This is a genomic window from Fervidibacillus halotolerans (assembly GCF_026547205.1).
GTDB lineage: Bacteria > Bacillota > Bacilli > Bacillales > Caldibacillaceae > Fervidibacillus > Fervidibacillus halotolerans.
This window is the reverse complement of the sequence record NZ_CP106877.1, coordinates 1,825,770-1,846,717: the sequence shown is the minus strand read 5'-3', so window position 1 is coordinate 1,846,717 and position 20,948 is coordinate 1,825,770. Positions and strand designations below refer to the sequence as shown.

Annotated in this window: 13 protein-coding genes and 1 pseudogene; 13 read left to right on the top strand and 1 reads right to left on the bottom strand. The window is 34.1% G+C overall.

Going from position 1 to position 20,948, the window contains the following annotated elements; all coding sequences use genetic code 11:
• The first annotated feature begins 4 nt into the window (after window positions 1-4).
• The 9 genes from OE105_RS08805 (at window position 5) to OE105_RS08765 (ending at window position 17,553) form a co-directional block, all read left to right on the top strand.
• Window positions 5-1,771 (top strand): V-type ATP synthase subunit A, encoded by a 1,767-nt coding sequence (locus tag OE105_RS08805; protein ID WP_275419837.1) that lies wholly within the window; start codon window positions 5-7, stop codon window positions 1,769-1,771.
• A complete protein-coding gene (locus OE105_RS08800) occupies window positions 1,764-3,161 on the top strand; it encodes a V-type ATP synthase subunit B (RefSeq protein WP_275419836.1) in 1,398 nt (465 codons plus the stop codon). The genes OE105_RS08805 and OE105_RS08800 overlap by 8 nt, the downstream gene beginning before the upstream one ends.
• The gene (locus OE105_RS08795; RefSeq protein ID WP_275419835.1) at window positions 3,162-3,797 is read left to right on the top strand and encodes a V-type ATP synthase subunit D; all 636 of its coding nucleotides are present in this window, start codon (window positions 3,162-3,164) and stop codon (window positions 3,795-3,797) included.
• 619 nt (window positions 3,798-4,416) lie between these two features.
• Window positions 4,417-7,914: a hypothetical protein gene (locus OE105_RS08790; protein WP_275419834.1), complete on the top strand. Its 3,498-nt coding sequence runs from the start codon at window positions 4,417-4,419 to the stop codon at window positions 7,912-7,914.
• The gene (locus OE105_RS08785) at window positions 7,905-12,716 is read left to right on the top strand and encodes a DEAD/DEAH box helicase (RefSeq protein ID WP_275419833.1); all 4,812 of its coding nucleotides are present in this window, start codon (window positions 7,905-7,907) and stop codon (window positions 12,714-12,716) included. Before OE105_RS08790 ends, OE105_RS08785 begins: the two co-directional genes overlap by 10 nt.
• A 92-nt stretch (window positions 12,717-12,808) precedes the next feature.
• Window positions 12,809-13,042, top strand: coding sequence for a PTS sugar transporter subunit IIA (locus OE105_RS08780; RefSeq protein WP_275419832.1), 234 nt, complete (start codon window positions 12,809-12,811; stop codon window positions 13,040-13,042).
• Between the two features lie 826 nt (window positions 13,043-13,868).
• Window positions 13,869-14,909 (top strand): LLM class flavin-dependent oxidoreductase, encoded by a 1,041-nt coding sequence (locus OE105_RS08775; protein WP_275419831.1) that lies wholly within the window; start codon window positions 13,869-13,871, stop codon window positions 14,907-14,909.
• A 228-nt stretch (window positions 14,910-15,137) separates the two neighbouring features.
• A complete protein-coding gene (locus OE105_RS08770) occupies window positions 15,138-16,463 on the top strand; it encodes an MFS transporter (protein WP_275419830.1) in 1,326 nt (441 codons plus the stop codon).
• Between the two features lie 241 nt (window positions 16,464-16,704).
• Window positions 16,705-17,553, top strand: a complete 849-nt coding sequence (locus OE105_RS08765; RefSeq protein ID WP_275419829.1) for a VOC family protein — start codon at window positions 16,705-16,707, stop codon at window positions 17,551-17,553.
• A 76-nt stretch (window positions 17,554-17,629) separates the two neighbouring features.
• Here OE105_RS08765 and OE105_RS08760 read toward each other — a convergent pair whose 3' ends face one another.
• The gene (locus tag OE105_RS08760; RefSeq protein WP_275419828.1) at window positions 17,630-17,920 is read right to left on the bottom strand and encodes a hypothetical protein; all 291 of its coding nucleotides are present in this window, start codon (window positions 17,918-17,920) and stop codon (window positions 17,630-17,632) included.
• On the opposite strand from OE105_RS08760, the pseudogene OE105_RS14000 reads away from it, so the two are divergent.
• The 4 genes and pseudogenes from OE105_RS14000 to OE105_RS08745 form a co-directional block, all read left to right on the top strand.
• Window positions 17,889-18,267, top strand: a pseudogene (locus tag OE105_RS14000) (ATP-binding protein); the annotation flags it as partial. The gene OE105_RS08760 and the pseudogene OE105_RS14000 overlap by 32 nt on opposite strands.
• 351 nt (window positions 18,268-18,618) lie before the next feature.
• Window positions 18,619-18,933 (top strand): PTS lactose/cellobiose transporter subunit IIA, encoded by a 315-nt coding sequence (locus OE105_RS08755; protein WP_275419827.1) that lies wholly within the window; start codon window positions 18,619-18,621, stop codon window positions 18,931-18,933.
• A gap of 73 nt (window positions 18,934-19,006) precedes the next feature.
• The gene (locus tag OE105_RS08750; RefSeq protein WP_275419826.1) at window positions 19,007-20,446 is read left to right on the top strand and encodes a glycoside hydrolase family 1 protein; all 1,440 of its coding nucleotides are present in this window, start codon (window positions 19,007-19,009) and stop codon (window positions 20,444-20,446) included.
• A gap of 44 nt (window positions 20,447-20,490) precedes the next feature.
• The gene (locus OE105_RS08745) at window positions 20,491-20,811 is read left to right on the top strand and encodes a PTS cellobiose transporter subunit IIB (RefSeq protein ID WP_275419825.1); all 321 of its coding nucleotides are present in this window, start codon (window positions 20,491-20,493) and stop codon (window positions 20,809-20,811) included.
• The last annotated feature ends 137 nt before the right edge of the window (window positions 20,812-20,948 follow it).

Here is a 20,948-nt window from a genome sequence, read left to right as displayed (position 1 = left end):
ACGGATGGTGAAAGTGGGTAGAGTCATTAAGGTATCAGGACCTCTCGTAGAAGCGGAGGGCATGGACGAAGCGAAAGTTTATGATGTGGTGCAAGTTTCCGGTCATAAACTGATCGGCGAAATTATTGAAATGCGTGGAGATATTGCATCGATCCAAGTTTATGAAGACACGACAGGGATCGGGCCTGGAGATGCAGTTTATTCGACGGGAGAGCCTCTTTCTGTAGAACTCGGTCCAGGTATCCTTGAAAAAATGTTCGATGGGATTCAACGCCCCCTTGAATCGTTACGGGATTTTACGGGAGATTTTTTAACTAGGGGAGCGGACATACCGCGTTTGGATCGGGAGAAAAAATGGTATTTTACACCGTGTGTACAGGTAGGTGATGAAGTATCTGAAGGAGATATTATCGGTACGGTGCAAGAGACACCGGTTATCCTTCATAAAATCATGGTTCCGAAGGGAATATCTGGAAAGGTTACCGAGATTCGTGAGGGCGAATTTACCGTGGCCGATGATATTTGTACGTTAGATGGGAACCGAACTTTACAAATGATGCAAAAATGGCCGGTAAGAAAAAGTAGAGGATTTAAACGAAAAATCAATCCGACAGAACCGTTAATTACGGGTCAGCGGGTTATTGATACCTTTTTTCCCGTTGCCAAAGGAGGAACTGCTGCGATTCCTGGACCCTTTGGATCGGGAAAAACCGTCGTCCAGCACCAACTGGCAAAATGGTCGGATACGGAGATTGTCGTTTATGTCGGTTGTGGAGAACGTGGGAATGAGATGACCGATGTGTTAATGGAATTTCCCGAATTGAAGGATTCCAAAACCGGTGAATCGTTAATGAAACGAACCGTACTCATTGCTAATACGTCCAATATGCCAGTTGCTGCAAGAGAAGCATCGATTTATACGGGAATTACAATCGCTGAATATTACCGAGATATGGGGTATTCGGTTGCGATTATGGCAGATTCCACCTCTCGATGGGCGGAAGCGTTACGGGAAATGTCCGGTCGACTTGAGGAAATGCCAGGAGATGAAGGATTTCCAGCTTACCTTTCTTCTCGAATTGCCGAATTTTACGAGCGGGCGGGGAGAGTCGTCTGTTTCGGAAAGGATGAAAGGGAAGGTGCTGTGACGATTATCGGTGCTGTCTCGCCACCAGGGGGAGATATTTCCGAACCGGTTACTCAAGCGACATTACGAATTGTAAAGGTTTTTTGGGGATTGGATTATGCTTTATCTTACGCCCGACATTTTCCAGCCGTTAATTGGCTAAACTCCTATTCCTTATATCAACGGAAAATCGATGAATGGATGGATCAAAACATCGATCGTGAATTTTCCAAAAATCGACAAATGGCGATGACCCTTCTCCAAGAAGAAGCAAAATTGCAAGAAATCGCTCGGCTTGTGGGTCGCGACTCTTTGTCTGAATCGGATCAATTGAAACTAGAGGCAGCAAAATCGATTCGGGAAGATTTTTTACAACAAAATGCTTTTCATGAAGTCGATACGTACTGCTCCCTTCAGAAACAAAATAAAATGCTAAAGTTAGTATTAGAATTTTATCGGCAAGGCGTAAAAGCATTAGAAGCGGGTGTTTACTTGAAAGAAATCGAAAAACTGCCGATTAGGGAAAAAATTGCTCGAGCAAAATTTATACCGGAAGAAGAAATTGAAAAAATTGATGACATTCATCGGGAATTCATCCAAGTCATGAATGAGTTAATGAAAAAGGCAGGTGTGACGAATGCCTAAAGAATATCGAACTGTCACTGAAGTTGTCGGTCCATTAATGGTCGTCGATGGGGTCGAAGGGGTAAAATATGAAGAACTCGTGGAGATTGAACTGCAAACGGGAGAAAAACGGCGAGGTAGAGTATTGGAAGTCAATCGGGACAAGGCGATGGTTCAACTTTTTGAAGGATCGAGCGGTGTGAATTTAAAAGAAACACGCGTTCGATTTTTAGGGAAGCCTTTGGAACTCGGTGTATCTCCAGATATGATTGGACGGATTTTTGATGGATTAGGTAGACCAAAGGACGGCGGACCGAAAATTATTCCGGAAAAAAGGCTAGATATTAACGGAGTTCCAATTAATCCGGTTTCTCGGGACTATCCGGACGAGTTTATTCAAACAGGAATATCGAGTATTGATGGTTTAAATACGTTAGTAAGGGGACAGAAATTACCAATTTTCTCAGCCTCGGGACTTCCCCATAATGAGCTTGCTGCCCAAATTGCCAGGCAGGCAACCGTTTTAGGTTCGGATGAAAAATTCGCCGTCGTCTTTGCCGCAATGGGTATCACCTTTGAAGAGGCCCAATTTTTTATGGATGATTTTACGAAAACGGGCGCGATCGATCGAGCGGTGCTGTTTATGAATTTGGCAAACGATCCGGCAATCGAACGGATTGCAACTCCACGAATGGCCTTGACATGTGCGGAATATTTAGCCTTTGATCAAGATATGCACGTGCTCGTTATTTTAACGGATATGACCAATTATGCCGAAGCTTTACGGGAAACATCAGCAGCAAGAAAGGAAGTTCCGGGTAGACGAGGATATCCGGGTTATTTATATACGGATTTATCGACAATTTATGAACGGGCTGGAAGAATTAAAGGAAAAAAAGGTTCCATTACCCAAATTCCAATCTTGACGATGCCAGAAGACGATATTACCCATCCGATTCCCGACTTAACAGGATATATTACGGAAGGACAAATTATTCTTTCAAGGGATTTGTATAAACGGGGAATTCAACCACCGATAAATGTCGTCCCATCCTTGTCCCGATTAAAGGATAAAGGGATTGGAAAGGGAAAGACTCGAGAAGATCATGCGGATACGATGAACCAATTATATGCGGCTTACACATCCGGTATTCAAGCACGGGAGTTGGCGACAATCCTCGGTGAGACCGCTTTATCTGACGTGGATATAGCCTTTGCCCGATTTGCTGAACAATTCGATGAAAAATATGTAAATCAAGGCTTCAATTATAATCGATCCATTATAGAAACGTTGGACCTCGGTTGGGAATTGTTGCGTTTAATCCCGAGGGAAGAATTAAAACGAATTCGCTTTGAATTTTTGGAAAAATACTTGGCACAAGACAAAAAGGAGAAAAAAGGGGTAAGGTAGATGGCCAAATTAAATGTGAACCCTACCCGGATGGAACTGTCGAAATTGAATAAACAGCTCGGTATAGCAACCCGGGGGCATAAATTGTTAAAGGATAAACAGGACGAACTGATGCGACAGTTCATCGTGCTAATCAAAAGAAATAGGGAACTTCGGATGGAAGTCGAAAAAGAGTTGGAACAATCCTTTAAAAACTTTTTCCTTGCATCGGCCACAATGGCTCCGGAAATGTTGGAGGAGTCCATATCCTTTCCTAAAGAATCCATTTCCGTTCATCTTTCGAGAAAGAATGTAATGGGTGTTCATGTCCCTGTCATGGAAATGAAAAGAAAAATGGAAGGGGATGAAGGAAGTATTTACCCATACGGATGTGCACAAACCCCTTCTGAATTGGACGATGCGATCGCAAAATTGAATGAAACAATTCCGAAATTGTTGGAACTGGCAGAAGTGGAAAAGGCCTGTCAACTTTTGGCCGATGAAATTGAAAAGACAAGAAGGCGGGTAAATGCCCTAGAATACCGAACCATTCCTGATTTGGAAGAAACGATAAAATATATTCGAATGAAATTAGACGAAAGCGAACGAAGCACGATCACCCGGTTGATGAAGGTGAAAGATATCATTGATCGATAAATGGAAAGAGGTGACAAAAAGGGTCGGAACCAAGATCTCTACTTGAGACCTGGATTGATCCTTATTTGAGACAAAGAGAAACCACCTATGCTACCTGTTTCCTGATTTCAATAGGAGACAGGTAGTTACTTTTGGTATTATCTCTTTTCAATTTCTTTATACTTTTTTAAGATTTCCTATAGTGCTTTTTGCTGACCGTTTTTCATTTAGAGCTGTTCCATGTCATTAAATTCTAGCGTCCCTTCCCCATACATATTGTTCCCTACAGTGAGTAAACCGAAGAATTGCATCATTTTTCTACCATCTCATCTATGTCTTGATCTTCGTACTTTGATCCAGAACGTTTTCAAAATTTCTTGGTTAGTAACTTTAATAATTTGTTAAGTCAAATTAAAATGAAAGAAATGCCTATAAACAACATTTTGATAAATTCTTATGATATAATTAATTTGAAAATTCAATATATTAAAGTGGCATTATGTATTAATCCATTTGTTATTCGACGGAGTTAGTTTAACATTCTAATGTAATTTGTAAAGATTTGATTGCTTTCCTTTTTCAATATTTTATATTTTATATTATTTAAATTATATAGTTTTTTATATTAGGAGGGGGCATTATGGATTTATTTCATGAAGGTGACACTATTCAGAATATCCATAATAAGCTGATTGCTCAAATACCTAAGTATCGATTATTGGGGGATATACCTATATCTCAAAATGATTACAAGTATTTGGCAACAAAAATAAAAGACTTATATTCTGATTGGAATTATAGAAGATTTCAATACATTTATGAAGAATGTATATCGGTGTTTCTTGTTTTTTGTGCTGTTTATGAATATAATCAAGGCGTATTTTGGAAAAAAGTTGAAAAATATGTTGGAGAATTAGGAAATAATAGTCGGATTAATTTATTTAATATATTTTCAAAAGTATTGAGTAAGTATCACTTACATCACTTTGAAAATGAGGGCGAAGAAGGATATACATATGTCACACCAATATTATGTCATGCGGGAATACCAATTAAAGCTCTCAATAATTACTTTGAAGCGATAAGTAATACTGTAGAAGATATTTTTTATGATGATTTTGATGTAGAAGATTATCTATCTTATTTAAAAAATAAGACGGAAATTACTGTAAAGCGATATTTAAAATTTTTGGAACAGCGAGATGCATACAATTTTATACAAAATACAAAAAAAATGATAGTTCACGATTCAATTGATTACGATGAATTAGAGAATACGGGAAATAATATTCGTTTAATTGAACAAATATCAATTTGGAAAGAGAAACCTAAAGTCAAAAAAAGCTTACAGGCTAGGAAGAATGTTCGGATTATTGCACCAAAAATCAAGGTCGATTTGGAAGGAGTAGGTGTTTATTGTGAGCTACCTCGTATTATTGTAAAAGAAAGCTACGATTCTTATCTTATCTGGGAAATAACAATAGATGAAACAACTTTTTTCGTCAAAGCAGATTTTTTAATAAGAAAGGATGTATTAATATCCGAAGAAAAAATATATTCATTAAGACCCGCAAAAACTTATATTGTTACATTGAAATTAGATGATCAAATTATTTCTAAATGGGAAATTGAAGGTATTAAAAATTTTTATATAGTTTTTGATCAAAATGGGAATTTAATAAAAAAACAAGTTTTACCAAACCAATCCATAATTTTATTCATCAAAAACAACATTAGAATTTTAAATATCCACGATATACCTGTTGTTGAACTTCCACAAATTCCACATTGGAATGATTTCAATATATATAATATTGATCTCACAAATATTGAATCTTTGCATTGTACACATAATATTATTCCCGTCCGCTCAGAAAAAAAGCCTATTCTTGTTGGTGGAAAAACTTTGTTTCATCAAGAAAATTCCAAAACTTTTACAGAATTACCTAGAATAAAGGTTCCTATATTAACAAAAGGTGATTGGCATTTAGAAATTAAACATCGAATTGGAAACTCTGTACTAAATAAAAAAAATATAACCGTTGAATGTTTTAACGCAATGATTTTCCTAGATCAATATATTGAGGAAGATTGTTTTGGGGAATATGAAATTAAAATATGGCATAGAAGTGGTGTGAATGAAAGGTTATTATTTGAATTTGTTCCTGATAGCAAATTTATCATAAATCCAGCCGAATATTGGCCATCATATTTAAATGGGTATTCAAGCAAAATATATACTATACGAACGAGAAAAAACGTTGAATTGGAGTTTTTTAATGCGGAAAATGTTAATGAGATAAATAAACGAAAATTCATAGATCATATAATTAAAATAAACAAATATGATCGATTTTTAATTGGGGAATATAAATATTTATTTAATGGAAATATTTTTAAAACATCGATAAAAATAAATGTTCTTCCTATTGTATGGGGAATTATGGAAGATGAAAACGAGGTTATTGAATATACCAATAAAGTTTATACGTTTACTTTACAAGAGTTGTCCAATTTTAGGAATCCCTATCTTTTATTTGCATTTGGATTTATAAATTTAAATGATATTCAAAGGTTAAAAATCGAATTAGTAGATAACGAGCAGAAAATTTTATTACAAAATGAAATATTTATTGTTGGTAAAGAAGGACTTAGGATACCTTTGAATACTTATTTATTCGAGATACAAAATAATACTTACACATCCACATTAGATTTTCATCTTCGAATTTCCTTAGTTAATTCCAAAGAAAAAATAGTTACAACATTTATTGTCGCTCGTTTTCAAAACGAGATAATTATAAAAAATTGTAAATATAACAAACATGATGATGAAATCGTAATTTACTGGGAAGAAGAAGGACCAATGCGGGGAAGAGAAATTGTTATGGTCAATTTTTTAAAACCTTGGTTGCCCCCATATCACTTCAAAGTTGAAGATAAACTAACTGTGGCGACAATTCGAACTGATTTTTTAGCGCCTGGTATTTATAAATACTTAATTCAAAAAGAATCAGAGAATTTATTTTTTGAAGAGGAGGAATCAGAAGTATGTACTCTAAATAATTTTCAAAGAGGATTAATAAAAGTAAAAGGTGAAAAAAAAGAGTTATCACCAGTGGAAATAATATTAAGCGATATTATGAAATCTAGGTTTTTAAAGCCAGAAATAAGACATAAAAGGTTATCTAAAATAAAAAATAAAATAAAAAATATTGATGTAAATCCTTCAGAAGATTTAGATCGGTTATCAAACATATATATATTATATGATCGATTTTTCTCAAAAAAAGATAGTAAATCAATGATGTCAAAAATTATAAATTCGATTTTTGATAAATTTATTTTTGAGAAAAACATATCGTTTCGTTATGTTTTGGATAGTAATTTTACAATTTTTTATAAAAAACAATTATTGTATAAATTTTATTGTATAAATCTTACTTTTAAACCGAAACTTAATGATGTTCAATTAAAAATGTTGGCAAAGGTAGATGAAGATTTATTTGGTTTTATCAATCTGTTTCAAACGGAATTTAATATTGTAGGTCTTAATTGGGCGGGGATTTCTGATTTTAGTGTTTTAATAAAGGAAGATTTATTCAATAGTTCTAAGGAAACATTTCTCTCTGATGAGAATTTTGGGAAACCTTATTATATTACAAAATACTTTCAATTTGTTTATCAATCATTACAATTGCCTAGAAACCTTGGGAAAAGCACTGCTAATTTTATAAAGGAATTTCAAGATCAGTATTCAGTACAAGAGACTAAAATATTTGGCAAAACAAGGCTTCAATTAGTTGTGGAATGGAGAGAACATAATACAAAAGATTTAAAACAAGTACAGCAAATTTTATCTAATGTATTAAAAATCACATGTGAAAGTAAATTAAAGAACCAATTCAAAGAAGTTTTCCAAATGATATCAAAAAGAAAAAAAGACGATGAAATTGGTTATTTTATTGGCTTAATTGCTTTATACGCTTCATTTATTAGAAATGGTTTAATGGAAGAAACAAAAGAAATCAGTCAGTTAATAAGATATACAATTGAAAAATGTAAAAAATTGTACTATAGGGATGCAATTATTATTGAATTGTATATGAAAAAGGAGGCGGGATATGAATGGGTTTGAATCCGATTTTCACAACAAATAAAATTAAGAATGATTATGTCGAATATTTAAACTCAATGTTTTTTTTCCAAGATAAAGGTTTGATGAAGCAAGCAAAAAAATTACTGCAAGAAGAAGGAAAGTTTGTCAAAGGTCCTTTTATTGAAATTACCCCACCGTTTAAAAAAGGTAAAAGTTTGAATGAATTAATAGCTGCTGGTATTATTTCAGAAAAGTTTTATGCACTAAGAAATCATTTTCCCCTTGAACGACCGCTATATATTCATCAAGAAACTGCCATAAAGAAAATTGAAGGCGGCAAAAATATAATTGTAGCTACAGGTACTGGAAGTGGAAAAACAGAATGTTTTTTATTACCGATTTTAAATAAATTATTACGAGAAAAAGAAGCGGGTACATTAAATGATGGGGTTCGAGCGTTATTACTATATCCAATGAACGCATTGGCAAATGATCAAATCGCTAGATTAAGGAATATTTTAAAAGACTTTCCATATATTACTTTTGGAAGATACACAGGTGAAACTGAAGAATATCAAAGTAGAGCAGAAGAATTGTTTTATAAAACCAATCCAGATGTTGAATTAATTCCAAACGAATTAATATCACGGGAACAAATGAGGAAAACACCTCCTCATATTTTATTAACAAATTATGCTATGTTAGAGTATTTGCTCCTTCGACCAGATGACAACGCATTTTTTTCTGGTGAAAATGCAAAAAATTGGAAATTTATTGTTTTGGATGAAGCCCATACATATAATGGTGCAAAAGGAACAGAAATATCGATGTTAATTCAAAAATTAAAAGAACGGTTAATTAAATTTCAAAAAGAGCCCTTAACGTGCGTAGCAACAAGTGCTACCTTAGGAGGAGGAGAAAATGCAAGAAACGAACTTGCTAAATTTGCTTCTGATTTATTTCACGAAAAATTTTATCCTCAAGATATCATTGAATCAGAAAGAGTAAATCTTACTAATCGAAAAGTACGAGGAATTAAAAGAACTAGTAAAGACTATTTATTAATAGCTAAAACAAATAATCATCTTGAATTGTATAATTATCTTAAAGATGATTTGAATGTAATTCAATTACAAGAAACATTACAAGAGAACCCAAAACTTCTAAGTGAATTAGCAAAAAAATTTTTTGTTAATGAGAACATTTCAAATCAAGAAAGATTAAATGCAATTGTCCAACTTGTCAACCTTTGTGCAATGGCTAAAGAAGATCAATATAGTATACCTTTACTTCCTGCACGATATCATGTGTTTGTTAAAGCGTTGGAGGGTGCATATGTCTCGTTATATAAGGAAAGGATATTATTCTTGGATAGAAAAAAAACATACAAATTAAAGGATGGAAAATCTATAGTCACTTTCGAACTAGCAAATTGTCAAAGATGTGGTCAGGAATATATTGTCGGTCGAACAGAAAAAGAAAAACTCACTCATGCAGAAGCGGATATTGATATAGAAGGTGTTAACAAAAGAAAACCAGAGTATTACATGTTAAATCCTGATAAAGAGGCTATTAGTTCAACTTTTATAGATGATGATGAAATGGTTATTGAAGGGATTAATAATACAAATGAAATTGATGTTGATGAGTTTGTACTATGTACTGCATGTGGCCATATAGAACCGGTTGGAAAAAAAAGACTAACAAATTGTTGTGAATTTCCAAATGATAAATTTATAAAAGTATTAAAATTAAAAATGTCAGAGTATACAGTTAATACATGTTTGAAATGTGGTAACCACACTCCAAATATCGTAAAGCCATTTCGAACAGCAGATGATCCTGCAACTGAAGTATTAACTCGGGCATTATATCCTTGCATTCCCCCTGATAAATCTAAAATTGATGATGATAAATTATTTATTGAAGATGAAAATATTGATGATGATAGTTTTGGAAGAAAATTATTGATTTTTTCTGATAGTCGCCAGGAAGCAGCGTTTTTCGCATCTTATTTACAGATGAAATATAATAATATTCTATGGAGGCATGCTATTATACAAGTACTTGAGAGTTTACAAGAATTTGAAGATGTTAGGATTGATAGTCTCGTTAATGCAATAGTTAAATATGGTAAACAAAAAAACCTCTTTGAAACAAATTTAGATGACATAGAAAAGCAAAAATTAATTCAAACGATAGTAATTAAAGAATTTATGAACACCGAACGTCAAATTGGTTTAGAGGGTCTAGGATTAATTTCTTTTGTTCCCGAAAAACCAAGTAAATGGTCTAAATTAAATATGAAAAATGCTGGGATTCAGAATGACTTAGATATTACAGTTGATGAGTTATGGGAAATTTATAAGATACTATTCGATTCTTTAAGAGAAATGTACGCAGTCACTTTTCCAGATTTAGTAACAATAACAGATTCAGCATTTTCACCAAGATATAAGGAAGTTTATTTTAAATTAGAAGCCGAGCATAGTTTGTATGGGAATAAAATTTTAGGATGGCTTCCAAAAGAAAAAGCAAATAATAGAAGACTTGATTTTATACAAAAGTTGTATATTCAGAAAGGCTTTTCAAAAGAAGAGGCTCATAAAAAAGCGAGGATTTTTCTGAATGAATTGGTTACCAGTAAATTGTTTAAAATATTTTGGATTAAAGAAGATTATATTATTGAAACTCCTATACCTAAAGAAGGGATTGTTTTAAAACTAAATTATAAGAAGTGGCAAGTAAAAAAACCAGAAACATTGTTCATTTGTGATAAATGTGGAAAGATCCTAACAAGTAATATTAGAGGTATTTGTCCATCATTTCGTTGTGAAGGGCGTTTAATTAAATATAAAGAGGAAATGAGCAGATTTTCATATTATAAACAGTTATATACGAATATGAAACCATTACCATTAATTGCTCAAGAACATACTGCCCAATTAACAAGTGAATATGCTTCGAGATTACAAAATCGCTTTGAAAAGGGAAAAGTGAATGTTTTAAGTTGCTCAACTACGTTTGAAATGGGTGTTGATGTGGGACAATTAGAAGCTGTTTTTATGAGAAATGTTCCACCAGAAACAGCAAATTATGTTCAAAGGGCGGGGCGTGCAGGAAGAAGAACGGAATCTACTGCTTTTTCACTTACATATGCGAAAAGAAGGTCCCATGACTTAACATATTATCAATACCCTGAAAAAATAATTAAAGGCATGATTAAACCCCCGTATATAGAAATTAATAATGAAAAAATTGTTTTAAGACATATATTTTCTACTGTTCTTGCTTGGTTTTTTCGAAAGTATAGAAGTTATTATGGATCAGTAGATGATTTTCTGAAAATTTCAAAAAATAATGAGAGAACTGCTGTAGAGGTATTGAAAAAACTATTAAATGAAAGGCCAGAGGAGATTTTACAATCATTAAAATTAATCGTACCTAAAACAAAAAGTATTCACTCATTTGTTGATCTTGAAAATTGGAAATGGGTTGACCATTTAATTAAGGATGGGGAAGGAGCGTTAGTTCTTGCTGAAGCAAATATCCGAGAAATCTTAAATGAGTTAGAAAAGCTTAAAAACCGACTAGATCAAGAACGAAAACCAAGTGATAATATTCTTAAAATACAAAACACATATTTGAAAATGAACATTTTAGGATTTTTATCGTCAAATAATGTATTACCAAAGTACGGTTTTCCTGTTGATGTAGTGAATTTAGATATCCTTCATAATAGTGAAAAGGCAAAAGTAGTGAATATTTCCCGTGATTTAAAATTAGCTATTTCAGAATTTGCTCCTGGTTCGGAAATTATTGCAAATAAAAAGGTATGGAAACCATATGCCCTTAATATGAATAAAATGAAAGGGTGGCCAGTACAACAATATGCCATTTGTAAACATTGCGGCAGATTATATAGTTACCATGTTGATTTAGGAACAATTTTTGAAGAAAGGGAAAAAACATGTTGTAATGAACCTTTGAATTATTCTTATTTTGTCCAACCTGTTTTCGGATTTTCAACACGGGCTGACGAATCGCCCGGAAATCCAGGCGAAAGAAGAAAAGCAAGACCGATGCCATCAAGAGTGAAATTTGATACGTATGTGGATGAAGATCTTGAGTTGACCGAAACATTTAAAAGACAGATAGAAATAGGTCCATACAAAATAAAATTAAAATATTCTTCAAGAGGAAAAATGGTTTTGGTAAATAATGGGGGAGGGATGGGGTACTCACTTTGTAAACGTTGTGGATATATTACACAAGCAAAAACTGAGAATAAAAGACATAGAAACAAGATTAACGAACATAAAACGAGATTTGGTAAAAAATGCGATCAAACTTATTTGTACAATGTGCACTTAGGACATGAATTTATTACTGATGTTGTAGAAATAAATTTACCACTTATTTCACTTCAATATGACCAAAGAAGTTTCTGGCCCTCACTTTTATATGCGATTATGGAGGGGGCGAGTATTGAACTCGGTATTTCACGAAATGAAATAGGAGGATGTTTATACCGAGCTAATGGAAAAAATAGAAATGAAACTTCAATTATTTTGTATGATGATGTTCCTGGTGGAGCAGGGCATGCAAAAAAAATATCAAAGAATCTAATAGGAATATTAAAAAGTGCAAAACAGAAGGTAGGAGGAACTTGTGGGTGCTCGGAAGAAACTAGTTGCTACGGTTGCTTGAGAAGCTTTGAAAATCAATTTTATCATGATATTTTAGAAAGAGGAATTGCTTATAAATTCTTATCTGAATTATTACGATATTCCGATTCTACCAGAATAAAAGAAGATAAAATCGTATCTTCAATTTCATAAATTTTTATCTTTATTATCATGGCGATCAAAACATATTAAAATAATGGTATAAAAATACATTTATTTAAAATATTGATTATGATGTCATAATTTTGAAGGAAGTTAGTCATGTTTTAAATGAAAAATTAATTAAAGTGGATGTTGAGGCAAACACTTGGCAGGAATTTATGAAGACAGCGGGAAATCCGGGAAATCTTTTATTAAAGGAAAATTTAATTGAAGAAGAATATATTGATTCTATAATAGATCCCGTTTATCAATTTGGATCCTATATGATTATGCCGCTTATGGTGCTGCAGGTGTGGGACATGATACAATTGACGTAATGGTTGTAATCACCATTTTGATAAAACCTTACATCGGAATAGCGATTATATTATTGGTATTTGCTTTATTGAGTTATTTTGAATATAAAAAACAACGTAAAGTGATTAATTAAAATTTTGTAATACTAATCGTTCATTAATATATTTTGTATTAATGATTAGTTTACAATTTCTAGAAAAATGGTTTTCTCAAATCATATTACATTATAGTAAAACGTTTATCCCTTTTCTTTAACCACCTTTTCCAAGTATTATAGATTGAAAAAATTGGTATTCATTTGTAAGTTTCCAAAAGGATTTAATCTTTTTGGAATTTTTTTTGGATAATTCTATTTTGATTATGTATGGCTTTTTAATGTTCTACTTTATTAATAATATTTTCAACAACATTTTTTTGAGTTTTTATAGATTTTCAAGTTTCAATCGTTCTTATTTTATCGTAAAAATCTAGGTAGTCATCTATGTAGTGCTTCCTACTTGATCGAAAAAGTTGAAATAAAATTTATAAAACCTTCCCATAATTATCAATTAAAAATATACTTTGTTTTGTACGAAGTAAACGATTTCTGTAGGTAATAAGTTTTAAAGTTAAATTTCCCCCTGTCTTTACAAATAACTTTCAATTCAACAAAATTATAATATTGTTTGCTGAGCACCTTTAGGGAGTATGATTTTCCAAAATATGCTGAATGTCATAGGATTTAACATATCGATATTGTTTTTCTTACAACTCCTTTCAAAATTTTCAACGAAATGAAAAAATCCATTTGGATTTATCAGAAAAATAAGATAAAATAAACAGAAAGAAAACAAATGGAGGAAACAAATGGAGATTGGTATTTACACCTTTGGAGAGCGGACGGCCGATCCCGAAACCGGATTATTAATCAGTCCGGAAGAACGATTGAAAAACATATTAGAAGAAATTGAATTGGCAGACCAAGTTGGCCTTGATGTATTTGGAATCGGTGAACATCATCGTCCTGACTATACCGTTTCTGCACCAGCGGTAGTGCTTGCTGCAGCGAGTTCCCGTACACATCGAATCCGATTGACAAGTGCTGTCAATGTTTTAAGTTCGGATGATCCGGTAAGGGTGTTTCAACAATTTTCTACTTTAGATTTGCTTACGAATGGGCGGGCAGAAATTATGGTTGGTAGAGGATCTTTTATTGAATCCTTTCCGCTATTTGGATACGATTTGAAAGATTATGATGAGCTTTTTGAAGAAAAATTAGAGTTGCTTTTAAAACTGCGGGATTCTGAAATGGTTACATGGAAAGGAAAGTATCGTCCATCACTAGAAAATATCGGAATTTATCCTCGTCCGGTACAAAACCCCTTACCGATCTGGATAGCTGTTGGGGGAACCGCACAATCGGCTATCCGAGCTGGGACCCTTGGTCTTCCAATGGCACTTGCGATTATCGGGGGATTACCTGAACGATTTAAAGTTTTTGCTGAGTATCATCGAAGGGCAGCGCAAAAAGCAGGCCACCAAACACCGAGACTAAGCATTAATTCTCACGGTTTTCTTGCCGACTCGTCCAAGGAAGCAGCAAATCTTGCATTTCCAGCCTTTAAAACGATGATGGATCGGATCGGTAGGGAGCGGGGATGGCCACCGATGACGGAGGAGGATTTTCAGTTTTCCCTTTCATTACAGGGGGCAAATTTTGTCGGTAGTCCAGAACAAGTGATTGAAAAAATATTATACCAATATGAAATATTCGGGCATGATCGCTTTCTTTTGCAGCTAACAGTTGGAACGTTGCCGCATAAAAAAGTGTTACGTGCAATCGAACTTCTAGGAACGAAGGTAGCACCGATTGTTAAACGGGAGATTGCCCGAAATGCCAGGTCTTAGTAGTCTGATTATTCGTAAAGGTTTTCATTGCGATTGGACCGATTGCTAAAGAATCATCGGTGTAATGAAGCACATTTGTTTAGATTTTTTTCGAATTGAATTGATTCGAAACACCTACGAAAACCATCCCTTTTTGTTTTTCATCTAATCAAATCCGTTTTTTCAATTGAATATATCTTTGAACTCTACAATTGGAGTAAAAAAATTCAATAAAAATACTGGGTGATTATGGAAGATAAAAAAATAAATAAAGAAGCTACATACAATTTAATCACATTTGTTATTAGTAAAGGAATATCCAACATCGGGTGGAGCACATATTCCTTTGGTATGAGTTTGTATATTCTTCAAATCACCGGTTCAGCAACGAACTTTGCCATTAACTTTTTGTTAAGTAGTGTACCGAGAATCGTCCTTTCACCGATTGCAGGATATACAGCAGATACATACGACAAAAAACGAACCATTCTTTTATCCCATTTGGCTTCCGTCATTGCCGTCCTTAGTTTATTGATATTCAATATCATCGGCCAATTTTCGTTAATACAAATTTATGTGACAACCGCTCTTTTATCATCGGCTGCCCTTTTCAATTCGGTTACCTTTACTTCATCGATTATGAATTTAGTTGATGACAAGCGTACGCAAAATGCATTCGCTTTAAATGATGCAGCGAAAAATATTGGCAGTATCCTTGGACCGGTTATCGGCGGAATCCTTTATATAAACTTTACTTTACATTCTTTCTTTATCATATTTATCGTCAGTTTTACGATTGCATTTCTATTAGATCTAACGATGGATTTTCGTTTGTTTTCGAAACGAGATCAAAAAAAGGTTCAAGAAAAGGATGGGGATTTCAAGAAAAAAGGAATGGTATCAGATATACTCGATGGAATCCGTTATGTGAAAAATGATGTATTATTGTCTAATTTAATCAGTATATCCCTTTTTGTGAGCCTTTTCTTTACATCTATACAAGTTGGTATGCCGTTTGTTTTAGTAAATGAACTTAATTTGAGCAGCGAAAAATTCGGATTCGTACAATCTGCATTTTCCGTTGGTATGATTTTAACAACCCTTTATTTATCCGTTCGAAAAGAATTTCAATATCCCTTTATTTTGGCAAAAAGATTAATCATTGTTTTATCTATTCAATTCGCTTTAATGGTCGTTCCGTTTTTCTACCCGTTGTCTGAAAACATCATGTTTCTGTACTTTATCCTTTGGTCCTTTTCAATAGGAAGCAACATCATTTTTATGAATACACCTGTTGCGGTGAAATTAATGAAGCTCGTTTCGGAAGACTATCGAGGACGGGTCATCGGCTCCGTGAATACATTATCCTCTGCCCTCGTTCCCTTAGGTTTGTTTTCATACGGCATATTATTTGATTATGTAGGTGCAGAGGCGGTCATGTTGGCAACAAGTCTTTTATCTTTATTGTTCACATTCGTTCTTATGAGAAAGTCCATATTAATGAGAGCCCATCCGGAATATTTTGTTGAATTGGAAAAGAGGAAAAACAATATTAAAGAAAAAATTGGAGGATGATTAGAAGGTAAAATTGATGAAGTAAACGGGTCAAGGTATAACCAATCTTTAAAAAAACAGTTCCCTATAAAATAAATGAGGCCAGACATTATACTAGATAAAGATCATAAACCATCGCTGATGCTTTTCATTGACAAAAATATTCAAAGTCATTTATAGTTTAAAGGGAACTATATTTTTTTATATAAAAATCTCGAAATCGAAATACTTTAAAGCGAGACAAATGGGAAGGGGAATTTTCATGAGTAAATTTCATAAAGATCCAAATTATTATATTGGAACGGTCTGTTTAAAAGTGATGGATTTAAACCAATCCATTGTATTTTACGAAAAAATTCTTGGGTTCAAAGTGTTGGAAAAAAACAATGTAATGGCGAAATTAACAGTGGACGGAAAAACTCCCTTGGTCATTTTAGAACAACCAGAGGGAATTAAGCGAAAGTCGAAACGGACAAGTGGATTATATCATTTTGCACTCCTTTTACCGAATCGAAAGGATTTAGCAGAGTTTATAAAGCATTTACTAAATATCCGCTATCCTTTCGGGACAGCAGATCATTTAGTTAGTGAAGCCATTTATTTAAACGATTTGGACGGGAATGGAATTGAAGTGTATGTAGATAGGCCGAGTGATCAATGGAAGTGGAAAAACCGTCTCGTTCATATGGATACGTTGGAATTGGATCTTCATGATCTTTTAAAAGAAAGTGAACAACCGTGGACGCATTTACCAAAGGAAACCATCATGGGACATATTCATCTTCATGTATCCCATTTAGACGAGGCGAAAACCTTTTATACTGAGGGGCTTGGTTATCATATCGTAAGCACATACCCGCAAGCGTACTTCCTTTCGACAGGGGGGTATCACCATCATATTGCTATTAATACGTGGCAAGGGGTTGGTGTTCCCTCCCCGTCAGAAAACGATGTTGGCCTAAATTGGTATGAAATCATCTTTCCGAATGAAAAAACTCTTCAGTTACAAGTGGAAAAACTCCGCCAAATCGGTGCGACCGTTACAAAGGATGGAGATTATTTCGTCACGGAAGACCCGGCAGGAAATCGCATCCGTCTCGTTGTGAGATAAAATGTTTCCCGTGCCGGGTGCCTGTTTCAGCAATTTTGGTAGATGATTTTGACTCGTTTTCTAGTAAATGCTGACTTTAGGAAGATCGAATCTCCAAACCGTATTCATAGGGGTCCATTTCCTTCGGTTTGGGGATTTTTCTTAACAATGGATGAATCAACCACTGGATGGAAACGAATAGCATCGCAAAAATCCCCATCGAGTAAATGAGCGAACTTCCAACATAATTGCCGAAAAATCCACCAAGTAGTGCACCAAATGGGTGGGCTATACCAACGACACTTGTAATGGCTGAAAAAACCCGTCCAATCATTTCAACTGGAATTAGTCGTTGCAAAGTTGAGCGTGGATACCAAGTGCTCTTCATATCGATTAATATATGCTTTAAAATCTGAATATAGCAATAAATCCAAAATTAAATATAAATGAATGCTTCAGTCGGATCTCATTATTATCGATGATGTTATGTATATGGCTTATGAACAGCAAGATGCTCATTTGTTTTTTTCAATTCATATACGAAATGTATGACAAATGTGCATTCATCTTAACCTCTAATAAAAGGCCAGGCGAATGAGGGAAGTTTCTAGGCGACACAACGCTAACAACAGCCATATTAGATCGCCCCTTCACCGAAGTGAAATCATGACTTTTAGAGTTGAGTTCTACTTCACGTTTATAGTTGTTCAAGTTTTCTATATAAAGAACCTCTGAACATGTTATCAATTTGTCAAATCAACAGAGATCTTTTAATAAATTGGTCAATCTTCCGTTCTAAGAAAATCTAAATGGTTAATATTTTCTTCCTCTATTCTCTACCTTTTTGTTTGTTCATCCATTTCCTCCTTCCATTTATTCATTTTTGTAGTAATGTTTTCCGTTGAATTAAGGAAAGATTTTCAATTAAATAAACCAAAGTATTCGTATATGATGACATTAGAAAGGTTTTGAATGTTGAAATAATCAATGAACAATATTAATGAAGTTGAAATACGTTCAAATTTTGAAGATGAATATTTGTTATATTAAACAGTCTTGTTCATTATTTTTATAAGGGTGATTGTGATGAATATTGAGGAAATTAGTTTTCAAATTATTTTAAATGGTGGAAATGCACGCTCCTTAGCAATGGAAGCGATTGAACTAGCTAAAAAAGAGGAGTTTGAATCCGCCAATCAAAAAATTGATCAGGCAAATGAAGCGTTAAGTATCGCTCATCGTTATCAAACGGATCTCGTTCAAGGAGAAGCAAGAGGAGAAAAAGTAGATATTCGTATCCTATTGATACATGCCCAAGATCATTTAATGAATGCGATGACCGTCATCGATTTGGCGAAAGAAATTATTCAAATATATAGTAAAGTAAATGAAATTAAATGAGTTTTTCTTAGCAAACATATAAAAAGTTTAACTATAATCAGTGCATTTTTTTCTATTTTAGGAGGTCGTAACAATGTTACATGAAAGACTTAAACCGTTTCCAAAAAACTTCTTGTGGGGAGCTGCATCAGCAGCATACCAAGTAGAAGGTGCATGGAACGAGGATGATAAAGGCGTTTCAATTTGGGATACGTTTGTCCGTATTCCTGGAAAAACATTTAAGGGAACAAATGGAGATGTAGCAGTCGACAACTATCATCGATATAAAGAAGACATTTCATTAATGGCGGAAATGGGATTGAAGGCATATCGTTTTTCCGTTGCTTGGACGCGGATTTATCCGAACGGGAAAGGTGAAGTGAACCAAAAGGGTTTGGATTTTTATAATAAATTAATCGACGAGTTGATTAAACATAAGATCGAGCCAATTTGTACGATTTATCATTGGGACTTGCCCCAAGCGTTACAAGATGAATACGGTGGCTGGGAATCTAGAAAAATTATCGAGGACTTTAAAAATTATAGTGTGACATTGTTTAAAGAATTCGGTGATCGGGTAAAATATTGGGTTTCCTTAAATGAACAAAATATTTTCACTCGATTAGGTTACCAAACTGCGTTACACCCACCAGGCGTGAAAGACGATCGACTGTTTTTTCAAGTGAACCACCATGCCAATTTGGCAAACGCTGTGGCGATTAAAGAATTTCGAAAATATGTACCCGATGGAAAAATTGGTCCGAGCTTTGCATATTCCCCTGCTTATCCGGCCTCATCCAAACCGGAAGATATTCTCGCCTTTGAAAATGCGGAAGAATTCACGAATCATTGGTGGTTAGACATATATGTACATGGAAAATATCCGAAAGCAACATGGGAATATTTAGAGCGTAAAGGGATTGCTCCAAAAGTAGAGGAAGGAGATTTTTCCATACTTCAGGAAGGGAAACCAGATTTTCTCGGGGTCAACTATTATCAAACAACGACCTATGAGAAAAACCCATTAGGCGGGGTGACAATGGATGGCCATTTTAATAATACTGGAAAAAAGGGAACAGCGGAAGATATCGGTGTACCGGGACTATTTAAAACGGTTGCAAATGAAAACTTAGAACGAACGAATTGGGATTGGAATATTGATCCACAAGGTTTGCGAATCGGACTTCGGAGATTATTGAATCTATATGGGTTACCCATTTTAATTAGTGAAAACGGGCTTGGGGAATTCGATCAAGTGGAAAAAGATGGTTCGATTCGTGATGATTACCGGATCGATTATATTCGTGCTCATTTAAAGGCCATTCAAGAAGCGATGACTGATGGAGTCGAAATTATTGGCTATTGTGTTTGGTCCTTTACCGACCTTTTAAGTTGGTTAAATGGTTTTCAAAAACGTTATGGCCTCGTCTATGTAAACCAGCATGAAGAAGGTGAACATGACCTTCGTCGAATAAAGAAAAAAAGCTTTTATTGGTATAAAGATGTCATTGAAAACAATGGTAGCAATCTTTAAATTTGAAAAATTTAATCGATCACATTTTAAAGGAGGAAATTATCATGAAAAAAGCCTTGATTATTTGTGCAGCTGGTATGTCGTCTTCTCTAATGGCGAAAAAAGCAACCGAATTTTTCAAAGAAAAAGGTGAAGATATTCAAGTAGAGGCAGTTACTGCTAGTGAGGGAAATAAAATGATAGAAAACAGTGATTTTGATTTATTCTTAGTTAGTCCACAAACAAAGATGTATTTTCAAAAATTCAAAGAAGCGGGGAATCGGGTTGGAAAACCAGTTGTAAACATCGCACCCCAAGCCTATATTCCAATTCCTACAGGTGTGGAAAAATTAGCAAATTTAATATTGAAAGAATTACCAAAATAAACTTTGGAAACATCTTAGCTATAATGAAATCATTTAGTTACTTATTAATTTTCATTCATTTTAGGTACAAGGTAGCTTATTTAATTTTTTCCTATCGACTTGTCGACTTGTTGATTTAAATGTCGTTGGAAAGGAGG

Bases quoted from the DNA above. Each gene is read 5' to 3' on its own strand.
- OE105_RS08805 (WP_275419837.1), top strand. From the start codon at position 5: ATGGTGAAAGTGGGTAGAGTCATTAAGGTATCAGGACCTCTCGTAGAA.
- OE105_RS08800 (WP_275419836.1), top strand. From the start codon at position 1,764: ATGCCTAAAGAATATCGAACTGTCACTGAAGTTGTCGGTCCATTAATG.
- OE105_RS08795 (WP_275419835.1), top strand. From the start codon at position 3,162: ATGGCCAAATTAAATGTGAACCCTACCCGGATGGAACTGTCGAAATTG.
- OE105_RS08790 (WP_275419834.1), top strand. From the start codon at position 4,417: ATGGATTTATTTCATGAAGGTGACACTATTCAGAATATCCATAATAAG.
- OE105_RS08785 (WP_275419833.1), top strand. From the start codon at position 7,905: ATGGGTTTGAATCCGATTTTCACAACAAATAAAATTAAGAATGATTAT.
- OE105_RS08775 (WP_275419831.1), top strand. From the start codon at position 13,869: ATGGAGATTGGTATTTACACCTTTGGAGAGCGGACGGCCGATCCCGAA.
- OE105_RS08770 (WP_275419830.1), top strand. From the start codon at position 15,138: ATGGAAGATAAAAAAATAAATAAAGAAGCTACATACAATTTAATCACA.
- OE105_RS08765 (WP_275419829.1), top strand. From the start codon at position 16,705: ATGAGTAAATTTCATAAAGATCCAAATTATTATATTGGAACGGTCTGT.
- OE105_RS08760 (WP_275419828.1), bottom strand. From the start codon at position 17,920: ATGAAGAGCACTTGGTATCCACGCTCAACTTTGCAACGACTAATTCCA.
- OE105_RS08755 (WP_275419827.1), top strand. From the start codon at position 18,619: ATGAATATTGAGGAAATTAGTTTTCAAATTATTTTAAATGGTGGAAAT.
- OE105_RS08750 (WP_275419826.1), top strand. From the start codon at position 19,007: ATGTTACATGAAAGACTTAAACCGTTTCCAAAAAACTTCTTGTGGGGA.
- OE105_RS08745 (WP_275419825.1), top strand. From the start codon at position 20,491: ATGAAAAAAGCCTTGATTATTTGTGCAGCTGGTATGTCGTCTTCTCTA.